Origin of the sequence: Nonomuraea sp. NPDC003804, assembly GCF_040610675.1 — a bacterium.
Lineage (GTDB): Bacteria > Actinomycetota > Actinomycetes > Streptosporangiales > Streptosporangiaceae > Nonomuraea.
Genome location: NZ_JBEXMT010000017.1, coordinates 39,553 through 53,093, shown reverse-complemented (window position 1 = coordinate 53,093; position 13,541 = coordinate 39,553). Strand labels below are relative to the sequence as shown.

At 68.6% G+C, this 13,541-nt stretch carries 11 protein-coding genes; 1 reads left to right on the top strand and 10 read right to left on the bottom strand.

The annotated features are described in order from the left end of the window. Nucleotides 1-118: 118 nt before the first annotated feature. Genes ABZX22_RS23430 through ABZX22_RS23410 form a run of 5 tightly spaced genes read right to left on the bottom strand, consistent with a single transcriptional unit; the run spans nucleotide 119 to nucleotide 5,965 of the window. Complete coding sequence (locus ABZX22_RS23430) at nucleotides 119-934, bottom strand: carbohydrate ABC transporter permease (protein WP_354912601.1); 816 nt, start codon at nucleotides 932-934, stop codon at nucleotides 119-121. Next, entirely contained in the window at nucleotides 927-1,805 is an 879-nt protein-coding gene (locus ABZX22_RS23425; protein ID WP_354912599.1) for a sugar ABC transporter permease, read from the bottom strand. The genes ABZX22_RS23430 and ABZX22_RS23425 overlap by 8 nt, the downstream gene beginning before the upstream one ends. A 3-nt stretch (nucleotides 1,806-1,808) precedes the next feature. Next, on the bottom strand, nucleotides 1,809-3,053 hold the full coding sequence (locus ABZX22_RS23420; RefSeq protein WP_354912597.1) for a sugar ABC transporter substrate-binding protein: 1,245 nt from the start codon (nucleotides 3,051-3,053) through the stop codon (nucleotides 1,809-1,811). 27 nt (nucleotides 3,054-3,080) lie between these two features. After that, nucleotides 3,081-4,685 carry a beta-N-acetylhexosaminidase gene (locus ABZX22_RS23415; RefSeq protein ID WP_354912595.1) on the bottom strand — a complete coding sequence of 535 codons (1,605 nt, stop codon included), beginning with the start codon at nucleotides 4,683-4,685 and terminating at the stop codon, nucleotides 3,081-3,083. After that, the gene (locus tag ABZX22_RS23410; RefSeq protein ID WP_354912593.1) at nucleotides 4,682-5,965 is read right to left on the bottom strand and encodes a Gfo/Idh/MocA family oxidoreductase; all 1,284 of its coding nucleotides are present in this window, start codon (nucleotides 5,963-5,965) and stop codon (nucleotides 4,682-4,684) included. The genes ABZX22_RS23415 and ABZX22_RS23410 overlap by 4 nt, the downstream gene beginning before the upstream one ends. Nucleotides 5,966-6,059: 94 nt before the next feature. On the opposite strand from ABZX22_RS23410, the gene ABZX22_RS23405 reads away from it, so the two are divergent. After that, on the top strand, nucleotides 6,060-7,226 hold the full coding sequence (locus ABZX22_RS23405; protein ID WP_354912591.1) for an ROK family transcriptional regulator: 1,167 nt from the start codon (nucleotides 6,060-6,062) through the stop codon (nucleotides 7,224-7,226). Between the two features lie 61 nt (nucleotides 7,227-7,287). Here the strand turns inward: ABZX22_RS23405 and ABZX22_RS23400 are convergent, their stop codons facing one another. The 5 genes from ABZX22_RS23400 to ABZX22_RS23380 all read right to left on the bottom strand — a co-directional run bounded on the left by ABZX22_RS23400 (nucleotide 7,288) and on the right by ABZX22_RS23380 (nucleotide 13,431). Next, the gene (locus ABZX22_RS23400) at nucleotides 7,288-9,081 is read right to left on the bottom strand and encodes a discoidin domain-containing protein (protein WP_354912589.1); all 1,794 of its coding nucleotides are present in this window, start codon (nucleotides 9,079-9,081) and stop codon (nucleotides 7,288-7,290) included. 719 nt (nucleotides 9,082-9,800) lie between these two features. Continuing rightward, nucleotides 9,801-10,952, bottom strand: coding sequence for a histidine kinase (locus ABZX22_RS23395; RefSeq protein ID WP_354912587.1), 1,152 nt, complete (start codon nucleotides 10,950-10,952; stop codon nucleotides 9,801-9,803). Nucleotides 10,953-10,962: 10 nt separating this feature from the next. Continuing rightward, nucleotides 10,963-11,721, bottom strand: coding sequence for an ABC transporter permease (locus ABZX22_RS23390; protein ID WP_354912585.1), 759 nt, complete (start codon nucleotides 11,719-11,721; stop codon nucleotides 10,963-10,965). Beyond that, nucleotides 11,718-12,470, bottom strand: coding sequence for an ABC transporter permease (locus tag ABZX22_RS23385; RefSeq protein WP_354912583.1), 753 nt, complete (start codon nucleotides 12,468-12,470; stop codon nucleotides 11,718-11,720). Before ABZX22_RS23385 ends, ABZX22_RS23390 begins: the two co-directional genes overlap by 4 nt. Further along, nucleotides 12,463-13,431, bottom strand: coding sequence for an ABC transporter ATP-binding protein (locus ABZX22_RS23380; RefSeq protein WP_354912581.1), 969 nt, complete (start codon nucleotides 13,429-13,431; stop codon nucleotides 12,463-12,465). Before ABZX22_RS23380 ends, ABZX22_RS23385 begins: the two co-directional genes overlap by 8 nt. Nucleotides 13,432-13,541: the final 110 nt, after the last annotated feature.

Genomic DNA, 13,541 nt, shown 5'->3' with positions numbered 1-13,541 from the left:
GGGCGGTTGAAACGCGGGCCGTTCAGGTACGGGTCGAGGGCGTCCGCGGCACCGGCGGAAGCCGACCTCGGGCCGACACCGACCACCGGTCCGGCCGCGATCCGACCAGTTGATGACATCAGCCCTTCGAGCCGGTGAAGGCGATGCCGGCGATGAGCTGGCGTTGCATGACGACGAAGAGGGCGATCACGGGCAGTGAGGCCACGACCGACCCGGCGAACAGGATGGGGAAGTTGGTCAGGTACTGACCGCGCAGCGAGGCGAGGCCGGCCGAGAGCGTCATCATCTCCGGATCGGTGTTGACCACCAGCGGCCAGAGCAGGCTACTCCACGACCACATGACAGTCAGCATGCCGAGCGCCAGCAGGCCGGGTCTGACCAGAGGAAGCAGGATGTGCCAGTAGATCTGCAGCGGATTCGCCCCGTCGATCGAGGCCGCCTCGTCCAGTTCCCTGGGCAACGACAGGAAGAACTGCCGGAGCATGAAGGTGCCGAACGCTCCGAACACGCCCGGCGCTATCAGCGCCTGCAGAGAGTTCAGCCAGCCGAGCTCCATCATGATCTCGTAGCGCGGGATGAGGAACAGTTCCCCGGGCACCATCAGGACGGCCAGGAAGAGCAGGAACAGCGCGCCCCTGCCCGGGAAGCGGAGCCGGGCGAAGGCGAACGCGGCCAGCGAGCACAGCAGCAGTTGCCCGGCGGTGACGGCGGCGGTGACCACGACCGTGTTGAGGAACTGCCTGGCCAGCGGCACCGACCGGAACACATCGGCGAAGTTCGACCACTGCCAGGAGGGCGTGAACTTCGGCGGCACCCGGAGCGAGTCCGGCAGGGTCTGCAGCGAGACCACGAGCTGCCAGGCGAACGGCGCGAGCATGACCAGCGCGCCGGCGGCCAGGAACAAGTGCGCCGGCGAGGTCCTGGGCCTACTCATAGTGCACCCACTTCTTCTGTAGCCTGAACTGGAACGCGGTCAGCATCAGGACCAGCCCGAGCAGGATGACGGCGATCGCCGCGGCGAGCCCGCGCTGGTTCTGCACGAAGCCCGTCTCGTAGAAGAGGTAGACGATCGTGCGACTGCCCTCCAGGGCCGGGCTCTTCAGGTCGATCATGAGATAGACGAGGTCGAAGACCTGCAGCGCGTTGATCATCGTGATGACCACGACGAAGAACGTGGTGGGCGTGAGCAACGGCAGCGTGATGCGGACGAACTGCCGCAGCCGCCCGGCCCCGTCGATCTCGGCGGCCTCGTAGTAGTGACGCGGAATGCCCTGTAGCCCGGCCAGGAACAACACGGCGTTGTAGCCGACCGAGCTCCAGATCCCGACGACCGCGATGGCGTAGATCGCGAAGTCGGGGTCGCCGAGCCAGTACGGCCCGTCGATCCCCGCCGTGCCCAGGACGTGGTTGATCGCCCCGAAGTCGCCGTTGAACAGGTACCTCCAGGTCAGGCCCACCGCGGCGGGCATCGTGACCACGGGCAGGAAGTAGAGGGTCCGGTAGAGGCTCAGCCCGCGCAGCCCCGGCACGTTCAGCAGCGCCGCGACGACGATGGACAGCGGCACGCCCGCCAGTACCAACACCGAGTAGAGCAAGGTGTTGCCGAGCGCGCCGTACATCTCCTCGTCGGTGAACAGTTCGGCGAAGTTGGCCGTCCCCACCCAGGTGTAGCCGCCGAAGACGCCCGACTCGGTCATGCTGAGATACAGGGTCTGAACGATGGGCCACAGGTAGAAGACGGCCAGACCCAGCGCCATCGGGGCGATGAGGAGGTATCCCCACGCCCACTCGCGCTTGGAGTGCATTGATTACTCCTTGGCCAGGATCTCGTTCATCTGCGTCGCGATCTCCTTGGCGACGTCGGCCACCGGCCGCTTGCCTGCCCAGGCCTCGGCGAGCAGCCTGTTCTGCACGTCCTGCCACTGCGCGGTGTTCAGCGACACCGGGTACGGCACGCCGTTCGGCATCGAAGCGTCGTAGGTCTCCTTCAGGTGGAAGGTGGGGAAGGCCTTGAACCAGCCCTCCTGCGTGCCGTCGCGGAGCGAGAGGGCGCCGCCGCCGCTGTCGCTGAGGATCTTCTGAGCCTGCTCGGAGACGACGAACTCGGCGAAGGCCGCCGACTCTTTCGGATGCTCGCTCCTGGCCGAGACGGCGTTGGCAAGGCCCAGCAGGATGACGGCGTCCTTGGCCGGACCCTTGGGCAGCGGGGCCACGTCGATCCGCTCGCGGATCTCGGGGTTGGCCCAGAAGGTGGAGGCGAACCAGACGCCGCCGTAGAGCATGCCGTACTTGCCGGACTGGAAGAGCGTGATGGGGTCGGTGTCGGCGTAGACCTCGGCGACAGGGGCGACCTGGTCCTTGATCATGCCGGTCCAGTACTCCAGGCCCTGGATCGAGGCGGGATCGTCGAAGCCGCTCTTCTTGCCGTCCTCCGACAGCACGTGGCCGCCTGCCTGAAGCATGGTGGGGTAGAAGGCGCCCTGGTCCCACATGTGGGCGAGGATGCCGAACTGCTTCTTGGACGGGTCGGTCAGCTTCTTGGCGGCGGCCTTGACATCGTCCCAGGTCCAGTCGGCGGTGGGGTAGGCCACTCCGGCGGCGTCGAAGAGCTTCTTATCGTACCAGAGTGCCGGAATGCTCACGTTGTGCGGCAGGCCGTACAGTTTGCCGTCGTAGCGGTAGCCGTCGACGACCGCCGGGGGAAGGCCCTGGGCCTTCGACTCCTCGAGCGGGGTGATGATCCCGCCCTTGGCGTACATGCGGACGTTGAGGCTGTTCATCCAGAACACGTCGGGTGTGGCGCCGCCGGACGCGGCCGTCTGGAGCTTGGTCCAGTACTGGTCCCACGGGGTGATCTCGAGCTTCACTGTGACGTTCGGGTTGGCCTGCTGGAAGGCTGCGATGATCTTCTCCGCGCTCGTCTGGTCGTTCTTGTCCCAGATGGCGTAGCTGATCGTGGCCTTTCCTGCGGCTTCCGGCTCGCTGGACGAGCCGCAGCCGGCAGTCATGACGGCCAGGCCGGTGAGGCAGACGAGGGGTAGACGGAAACGCATGGTTGTCTCCAGATGGTTGGGGGGTGTTCAGGGCCGCAGGCTGGAGGTCCAGTCGGCGAGCTCGCGGTCGATCTCGGCCCTGGTCCGGGTGTGGCCGGGAGCATCAGGGCGTTGCTGCCAGGGGTGCGGACCGGTGGCCGGGCGATATTCCACGCCCAGGGCGTCGAGCCGCTTTTCGTGTACGGCGAGCCGTACACGAAAGTCCTCGAAGTCACGCTCGTCGCTCCACATCGCCTCCGCGAAGGCGGCCAGTCGCGGGAAGGCCATGTAGTCGAGGAGGCGGGGCGAGTCGATGTGCTCGGTCCACAGCGCCGCTTGCGCGCCGAGGATCCTGCTCCGCTCCTCCCCGGTGAGGCCATGGGGGACCGGGTCGAAAGCGTGGACGGCGCGCAGGGAGGTCACGCTGCCGATCGGCACCGGTTCCTGGTCGCCCTCCGCCTGGCGGAAATCCAGGTACGTCTCGGCGAACGGGGAGACGACCACGTCGTGGCCGGCCCGCGCGGCCATCGCAGCACACCTGTCGCCGCGCCAGGCCCCGACGGTGACGCCCGGGGGCAGTCCGCCCTCCAGGAGCTCGTCCCAGCCGAGCGGCTTGCGCCCGCGGGCCAGCAGGTAGTCGGTGAAGTGCCGCATGAGCCAGGTCTGCAGCTCGTCGGCATCGCGCAGGCCGAGTTCGCGGATGCGCTCCTTGGCGGGGAGGCTCTCGTTCCACTGGGTCTTGGGAGTCTCGTCGCCGCCGACGCAGACGTACTCGCCGGGGAAGAGCTCGAGGACCTCGTCGAGGACATCGGTGAAGAAGGCGATCGTGTCGTCGGAGACATTGAGCACGTTCTCACCGACGCCCCACTCGGTGCGCACCTCCAGGGGGACGTCGAGGTTGCCGAGCTCGGGGTAAGCGGCGATGGCAGCCTGCGTGTGGCCGGGAAGGTCGATCTCCGGGACGACCATGACGGAGCGGTCGGCGGCGTAGGAGACGATCTCCCTGATGTCGTCCTGGCTGTAGAAGCCGCCGTGCGGGCGCCCGTCGAACAGGCGATGCCGCTTGGCGCCCAGCGGGGACTCGCGCCGCCAGGCGCCGATCTCCGTGAGCTTCGGGTACTTCCTGATCTCCAGCCGCCAGCCCTGGTCGTCCGTCAGGTGCAGATGGAGGACGTTGAGCTTGTGCGCGGCCAGCAGGTCGATGTACCGCAGCAGGTCGTTCTTGGGCAGGAAGTGCCGCGCGACGTCGATGAGGCAGCCGCGCCAGCCGTACCTGGGGGCGTCGGCGATCTCGATCGCGGGGATGCTCCAGGTTCTGTCTCCGGTACGGCCGGCGCGGAACGCGGCCGGGTCGAGCAGCTGGCGAAGAGTCTGCGCCCCGTAGAAGGCACCGGACTGGGCCGAGGCCTCGATCAGCACGGACTCCGTCGTGGCGGTGAGCCGATACTCCTCGGGCCCGAGGCCCACGGTGTGGCGGATCTCGACCCCGCCGGGTCCTTCGAGCAGTGGCAGGCCGGTGGCCGAGGTGAGCGCCTGGCGGAGCCACGTCGCGGCACCGGCCAGCACCGGGTCGGCGGTCAACGGCGTCGCGGCGGTGAAGGTGAACAGCCCTTGTCCGAGTGCGCAGCGGGAAGGCGCCGGGATCAGGGTCACAGTGCCTGCACCGTCCGGGTCTCGCGGGCGCGTTCGGCGGCCCAGACGACGAGGTGCCCGGCCAGAGCTTCGGCCGGGTCGGCGCCGAGCGGCGCCTGGTCTCCGGCGGCCACGGCGTCGATGAATGCCCTGACGAGGCCCGCATCGCCACCGCCATGGCCATCGGCAAGCGACGCCCCCGCGTTCGTCCCGGTGTCAAGGGTTTCCTCGGCGCCGGTCGCGAAGTCGACGATCCTGATGTGGCGCCCATCCCCCTCGGCGAAGCCGTGGGTGCCGAAAACCCGCGTCTTGCGGTGCTCCAGCGGTGTGAACGCCGTCATCGTCAACGACGCGGTCGCGCCCCGCGCGAACTCCAGCGTGACGACCTGCTGGTCCACCACGTCGTTGTCGCAGTCGTAGACGCAGCGGCCGTAGGGACCGGTCTCCAGCGCGCGCATGACGCCTGCCGTACTGGCGTCGGAGGTGACGGCGCCGAGCGGCCAGAACTCCCGGGCCGGATCGCCGAGACAGCCCAGATAGAGGCGTGTGGCCGAGTAAGGGCAGGTCGGCTCGACAGGGCAGCTCACGCACCGCGTGCCCGCACCCTCCGGCCGGTTCTCCGGCCGGAAGTGGGTCAGCGAGCCGAAGGACGACACGGCGACCGGTTCGTCGCCGACGAGATGGAGCAGCCAGTCGATGTCGTGACAGGACTTGGTCAGCAGCATCGGCCCTGATTCGGCCGCATTGCGCCAGGCGCCCCGCACGAAGGAATGGGCCATGTGCCACCAGCCCACCGGCTCCAGGTGCTGGACGCTGGAGATCGAGCCCAGCCTGCCGCTGCCCAGGAGCTCCTTGAACGCTTTCGTGTAGGCGGTGTAGCGGAGCACGTGGCAGATCGCGAAGACGACGCCGCTGCGCTCGACCGCCTCGACGATGCGGCGGGCCTCCGCTTCGGTGGGGGCCAGCGGCTTCTCCAGCAAGATCGCATAGCCCAGCTCGGCGAAGGCGACCGCCGGCTCGACGTGTAACCGGTCCTGGGTCGCGATGACCACAGCGTCCGCCAGCTTCGGCACGGCGGCCAGGTCAGCCCATCCCGTGAAACGGGACTGCTCCGGCACGTCGTGCTCGGTGGCCAGCGCGGCCCGCCTCGCCGGGTCGGGATCGGCCACAGCCACGATGCGTGCCCGACCGTCGGCAGCCGCCGCCCTGGCGTAGATCTGGCCGCGCGCTCCCGCCCCGACGACGGCTATGGTCAAAGTCATTCGAAGACCCCCTTTATTACAGGCTCCATAGATATTCACGGATCTCGCCTTGCGGTCAAGACCCCGGTGCCGGATGATCCAGGTAGACCAGCGCGACATAATTCAGACACTGTTGATAGTGAGGAGCACGCCCGTGCAGGTCAGTGGTGGAGACCTTCAGCGGCTGCGTCAGCAGAACACCCTGAACAGCCTCCGCGCCCTGCGTGAGGCGCGCGCGCCGTTGACGCTCACAGAGCTGGTCGCGCGGACCGGGCTGTCGCGAGCCTCCGTGGGGGACGTCGTCGCCGAGCTCCAGCAACGTGGCTGGATCGCCGAGGTAGAACCCGCACCGGGCACCTTGGGCCGGCCCGCCAAGCGCTACCGCTTCCGCACCGACGTCGGGCACGTGCTGGGCATCGACATAGGAGTCCACAAGGTCCTGGCCGTGGTCACCGACCTCGCGGGCCGGACCATCGCCAGCGGCCGGGTCGCCGTCGACCGGCACACCGCCCGGCATGAGCGGCTGGAGGCCGTGTGGAGAGCCATCGACGCAGCACTCGTCGCCGCCGGCCGGGAAGCCTCCGACCTGTGGGGCGCCACCGCAGGAAGCACCGGCGTCGTCAACCGGGAAGGGCTGGTCACCCGGGTCCACGATCTTCCCGACTGGGCCGGAGTCGATCTGGCCGGCCATCTCGGGCAGCGCCTGACCTGCCCGATCACCATCGAGAACGACAGCAAGCTAGCCGCTCTCGCCGAGCAGCGGCTCGGCGTCGCGGCAGGCGTTCAGGACCTTGTCTACCTGCACGTCGGCCGCCGGCCCGGTGCCGCGCTCATCCTCAACGGCCGGCTTCACCACGGGTTCAGCGGGGCCACCGGCGAGGTGGGCCTCATGGAGGTCACCGGGTGGCGCACCATGGCCGGCCACCTGGAGGTCTGTCGCGCGGCCGCCGGCGCATCACCTGAGGAGGCTGCCCGGCTCGTCTTCGACGCCGCCCGCGCCGGAGACCCCGAAGCCCAGGCCGCCGTCGATACCTACGCCCACCACCTCGCCCTCGGCACCGCCGCCATGGTGCTGACCCTGGATCCTGAACTGGTCGTTCTGGGCGGTGGCTTCTCCCGCTCGGCCGACGTGCTGCTTCCCGCGCTCAACCGGGCCCTCGAACCCCACTGCCTGCGCGTTCCCGGCATCCGGCCGTCGACGCTCGGTGAGGAATGCGTCGCCCTGGGCGGAGCCTGTCTGGCGCTGGACGATGTGGACGAGCGGCTCTTCTCACTGGAAGGGGCCATCCTCGACCCCGCTGCTCCTCAACGCATCTCTTGACGCCCCCCTCCTCTTGAAGGCCGGCCGAGCCGGGTCCACCTGGCTCGGCCGGCCCTCGTTGTCAGGCCTTCTCGTAAGGGATGATCTCGGCCAGGGCGGAGGCTCCGCCGATGCCGTAGTCGGAGCGCAGCCTGATGTACCGGGCCGAGAGCCCCTGGAGGCTGACATCGTTGGGCGCGGTCATGCGGGGCCACTCGACGGGTGTGACGTCCCTGAACGTGATGCCGTCGTCGCTGACCTGCACCATGCCCTTGAGGATGGTGCCGTTCATGTTCGTGCGCAGCTTGGGCTGGAACCGTACCGCCGACAGCTCCCTGACGCGGCCGAGGTCGACGGTGATGGTGTGCGGCTGCGGCGGGACCGCGGGGTAGTCGGAGTGGAAGTCGGTGGTCAGCTTGCCGTCGATGGCATTGCGCGGGTCGCCGACGCCGGGCTTGAAGGTGCTGGCGGTGGCCTTGAGCTCGGCGGGCGGGATGCGGCGACCGGCGGGCTCGGCCGGCCAGATGTGGCGTCCCTTGCCGGGCTCCTCGGTGACGGGCTCCCGGTCGGGTCCGGTCCCCTTGCCGCGGATCAGGACGTCGGTGATGACCGAGCCGTGGTCGGAGTAGAAGGGGTAGGGCTGGTTGAGCCAGCTCTGCCGGTGGCGGGGGAGGCGATCGATGTCGGCGCGAGACCCCAGGACGCGGACGTCCTTGCCGCGGGCGAAGACGTAGTCGATGCGGCCTGGAATGGCGCCCATGCCGTGGTAAGGGCTCCACGTGCGGCCGGGGTAGCGTCCGGCGTCGGGATTGGCGTAGCGGAAGGTATCCATGAAGCCGTGGTCGGTGTACAGCTTGGTGTACGGCCAGGGCAGGACCACACCGCCGTGGCCGGGGGCGTCGGCGAACTGCTCGCTCCAGTCCAGGTGCGACTGCGCGTTGAGGTCGCCGCCCATGAGCACCGGGGCATCGTCGTCGCCGATGAAGGACGGGATCGCCTTCTCGAGGATGGCCTTGCCCATGGCGACCCGGCGAAGGTTGTCTCCCTCCAGGATCTGTTCGTTGGTCTTGGTGCGGGGCAGGCCGTGGGTGTTCTGCACCGCCGCGTCGTGGGTGTCGCCGTAGGCCCAGCCGTCGTGCCAGGTCCACAGGCTGAAGGCGTGGACATGCTTGCCGTTGGGCAGGCCGAGCCGGGCGCCGCCCAGGTTGAACGAGCTGATGTCGGCGTCGGCGTAGCGCGGGTACACCTTCTGGATGTCGAGCTTGGTGTAGAGCCACAGGTTGTCGCCGTTGACGCTGTAGTCCTCGGGCGTGGTGAGCTGCACGCCGGCGAATCGGTCGCCCTCCGCCCGTCCGGCGTTCAGCCCGTCGAGGATCTTCTGGCCGGAGCCGTACCCCTCGACCACGAAAAGAATGTCGGGGTTGACCTCGTTCATGTAGTCGATCATCTGGGCGAGGTTCTCGCCGGTGTTCTCCTGGCGGTTGTAGGTGCCGCCGACGAAGAGGTTCCATGCCATCAGCCGGAGCGGTGTTCCCACGTGCTTCTCCGGCAGGGAGGTGAGGGAGACGTCGACCGTCACATCCTTGTCGGGGAGCACGAAGGGGCGGCTGCGCACCTGCCCGTCACGCGTGTACAAGGTGTCTCGCGCCCATACCTGGTCGCCGCTCCTGACGGTGGTGACGAACTCCTCGACGCGGTGAGGTCGGGCCTTGCCGGTGGCGACCACTGTGCAGGTGCTGCCGGGGCCGTTGCCGTCGCAGTCCAACCGGTAGCTCGGCTTGCTTGCGCGGTCGGCGGAGGCCGCGGTGGTGTTCGTGGCGGCGAGCAGTCCGGTCAAGGCCACGGCGACTGCGAGCGGAGGGACTAAGAATCGCATGGGCATTCCTTCTGCGAGATTTCTGGGGGATCAAGGGGGTCGGTCGCGAGGTGTACGAGGAGTGCTGCCAGGTGAGAGGCCGCGGCGGCGGCAAGGCACGAGTCAGGGCCGGGGCGGCAGTGCGGGGGCGCCGGCCGACGGCGACCGAAGCATGCGGCTCGCCGCTCCTGGGTCAGCTTCGAAGAAGAGTTCGTGGTCTCGCGCTCAGCGCATGTTCAGCGGCCCGACAACGAGCGCACGCTGGGCGTCTGCGCGGACACGGTATTCCGGTTGTACCTCGCACAGGGTGGGAGACGGCGCCGGGCAGGCTCAGGTGACGTGACCTCTGCGTGTCGTCACAGTTGGTCGGCACGTGGCAGGACATTATTGACAGACTCCAGAGGAAGTTGTCCCCCGTGAAGGGCCTCTACCGGGATCATCCCGGCGTCGCCGCTACGCCGCAAGGTCTCCACGATGAATATTTACAGAGTATGCAATAAAGTCCCGCCCTGGGAGTGGCTGTGATTGGCTTTGTCCAGCCGACCGCCTGTGGTTCGCGCGCTCTCGCACCTGATATCCCGCAGCCAATGGAGGAAGATCCTCCCGACATCCCCAGCCACCCTGCCGGCCTCGCACCGCGAACTCGTGGCTATGTGCCGCCGTTGCGTTCCACCTGCACGGCGCACCGCGGTAAGCGCGGCCCGGATCATGTGCATGTCCTTGGTCAGAAGGACGCCGGATCACGTGGGCACCTCCATCACCAACCGGAAGCCACCCTGGGACGTGCGCCCGGACTCCACCGTGCCCCCCACCTGGGCGGCCCGCTCCACCAGCCCGACCAGGCCGCCTCCGACCAGCCCGCCGCCAAGAGACGGGGCACCAACAGGCCCATCGCCGACCGGGTCAGGAGCGGTTTGCGCGTCATCAGGTGGGAGGCCGTTGTTGACGATCTCCAGCTGGGTGCGTCCCGCGCGGTTCGAGGTGGTGATCGAACAGGTGGTGGCGCGGCTGTGCCGCAGGATGTTCGTGACGCCCTCGCGTACGGCCCAGGCGAGGGCCTCGTCCGGCTCGCGGGACAGGGTGATCTCGGCAAGGTTGACCTGGCACCCGATTCCGGACGATTCCAGCAGCGCCGCGGCCCTGTGCACCTCACCGGCGAGCGACATCCTCCGATAGCCGCGAGCCACCTGACGCACCTCCTGCGAGGCCTCCCTCGCCACCTGGATCAACGCGCCGACCTCGGTCTTCGCGGCGGGGAGATCGCGGTCCATGAGCCGGGTGGCCAGGTCGCCCTTCAACGCGATCGCGGTGAGGCTGCAGCCGAGTCCGTCGTGCAGGTCGCGGGAGATCCGCAACCGCTCCTTCAGCACCGCCGCCTCCGCCAGGTCAACCCGCGCCTGTTCCAATTCGGCGGTGACCCGGACCAGCCGCACGACGACGTAGATCATGGCCCCAGTGATGAGGACGGTGAGGGCGTAGAAGAACGAGCCGGTCACGTTGTGGAAGATGCCCTGTAGCCACCAGAACTCCACAGCCACCATCATCATCACCAGGACGCCGCCCCAGCGCAGCGGGAGCAGCAGGAGCACCGGCCCGGCCAGCAGCGGCGCGGTTCCGGCCGACCAGCCGGTGAACCCGAGGGCCTCCGGCAGGTAGGTGGCGAGTACCTGCACCGCCAGCGTCGCGGGGAGCCACCGGGACCGGGTGCCCGTAAGAGCCTGCCGTACATGAAGAAAATGCGGCCAGTAGAAAGCGGTCAGCGCCACGAGCAGCCCGGCGTTGACCGAGGTGGCGGCGGTCGCGAGGGAAGCCACGAGGGGGATGATCGTGTAGCCGACCGAGACCAGGACGATCAGCGCGATTCCGATCCGCCGCGCGAAAATGGAGTTCATGATCGGCACATTAGGATTTTCTGGGCTCCCAGCGGAACCACCTCGTGATCGAGAACAGTGCGACCGCCGCCCACACCGCCAGAACCAGAGTCGGTACGGCAGCCGCTGCCAGGTCAGAGCCGAGTGTTCCCGGCCCGTAGGAGGCGCGGACCGCGTCCACCACCGCGGTGGTGGGCAGGGCGGCGAGCAGTGGGTGCAGCCAGGAAGGCAGCAGGTTCATGATCGGCCCCATCGCCCCGGAGGCGAACCCGGCCAGGAAGAAGAACGGCATCGTCATGGCAGCCGCGAGTTCCCCGCGTGGGATCGCGGCCGTCCACGCCACCCCCAGCGTCGCCAGCACCGCCGAACCCGCGATCGCGAACACCGCGAACAGCACCGGACTCCTCGGCAGCGGCACATCGGCCAGGAGGTGTACGGCCACGGCCGACACAATCATCAGGGCGACCGCCTGCGTGACGGTGTTCGCGACCTCGCCAAGGAGAATCTGCCGGTCGGTGAGCCGGGTGGTGCGCAGCCGTTTGAGCAGGAGCTGGTCGCGTCGCATGGTCAGGGCGACGGTGATGTTCAGGAACGCGGTCCCCGACAGGATGAGCGCGAGCGTCCCCACGAACATCTGCGCCGCGGCCGTGATGCCGTCGGCCTGAACGTTACGCATCAGCGCCGGCATCCCGATCGCCAGCCCCAGCGGGGTGACCACGGAGGCGAGCAGCATGCCCTTGTCGCGCCAGAACAGCCGGGCGCTCAGCTTGTAGGTGGCCGTGAGGCTCATCGGCGTGGGTCCCAGCGGAAGAGAAGGCGAATGGCGACCAGAGTGAGGAGGGCCCAGGTTGTCAGGTTCAGGACGGGCCCGGTCAGTGTCGTGAGCTCGCCGCCCCGGTAGGCGAGTCCGGCGATCTCGACCATCGCTCCGGTCGGCAGCAGGTCGAGTGTCCACTGGACCCAGCCGGGGAGGAGCCCGGTGACGAACGGACCATATCCTCCGGCTCCGACCACGCTGGCCAGCATGAACGGGATCGTGGCGGGAGCGTTCAGGTCGGGGCGGCGGGTCACGATCGAGAAGACGACCCCGATCAGCGCCAGCACCCCGGCCACCGCGACGACGCACGCCGCGAACAGCACCGGCAGTTCGGGCGGCGGCAGGTAGGTGAAGATGTAGAGGATCACCGAGACGAGGGCCGACAGGAGAGTGGCCTGCGTCACGATGTTGACCAGCTCGCCACCGATGATGGCCCGCCCGCGCAGGCCCGAGGCGCGTAGCCGCTTGAGAACCAGCATCTCCCGCCGGGCCGACAGCGCCACGGCCGTCTGGGTGGTCGCGACGATGGTCAGGACCATGGCGAGCATGCCGAGATGCATGCCGAGCACCACCTCCACGTCGCGGCTGCGGAGTGAGGCGGCGATCAGCAGCGGCAGGCCCGCGCCCAGGCAGACGCTGAGCACCGCGATGCCGCCGACTGCCCGCCCGTCACCCCAGAACAGCCGCCCGCCCAGCCGCGCCACGGCCAACAGCTCACGCACGGGCGTCACCACTCACGGCAGGGCGGTCGCTTCGGCTTCCACGGTCGCTTCCGGAAGATACGTCGTCCTGGGGAATGTCGTAGCTCTGGGCCAGTTCCAGGAACAGGTCTTCCAATGACGCCGTCCGGACCTCCAGGCCGCGTAGCCGCAGGCCGCGGTCGCTCGCCCAGCTCAGCAGCGTCTGGGCCGCCAAGTCGGGATCAGCGGCCTGGACGACGGCGAGCCTGCCCCGCACGGTCGCGGGCAGCGGCAGCTCCCCGGGATGGATCATCGACGGCAGCTCGAACGAGACCCGCCCCACCCGCGCGGCCAGCGTCTCGACCATGTCACCACCGACGACGATCTCACCCCTGTCCATGATGGCCAGTTTCGTCGCCAGCTGCTGGGCCTCCTCCAGGTAGTGGGTGGTCAGCAGCACGGCCGTACCTCGTGCGGCGAGGTCGCGGACGACCTGCCAGATGTTGCGGCGGGCCTCGGGGTCCATGCCGGTGGTCGGCTCGTCCAGGAACAGCGCATCGGTTCGGCCCAGCAGCGCCAGCGCCAGGTCCAGGCGGCGCTTCTCGTCGCCGGACAGCTGCCGCACCTTCGTCTTCGCCTTCGCCGTCAGGCCGGCCAACTCCAGCGCCTCGCTCGCGGGGCGCGCGGCGGGGGTGAAGTCACGCCAGATCTCGACCGTCTGACGGACTGTCAGCTCAGGGAAGAATCCGGCCTCCTGCAGCATGATGCCGACGTTGCCGCGCACCTGGGCGCGGTCCCTGATCGGGTCGAGGCCCAGCACCATGACCGCACCGGTGTCGGGCTTCTGGAATCCGGTGAGCAGCTCGATCGTCGTGGTCTTGCCCGCGCCGTTGCGGCCGAGCAGGGCGAAGACCGTCCCAGCCTCGACCTCGAACGAAATGTCGTTGACCGCCTGGAATCTGCCGTAGCTCTTGCTGAGGTGGTTCGCCTGTATCGCTGTCACGCCTTGATCCTTCGTCGGGGGCAGCGGCGGGGACAGTGAGGAATTCACAACTTCGTGACCGGCCGTGGGAGTCGCACGGTGGCGACCCCGTGTCCGCGGCGTGGTGCTCG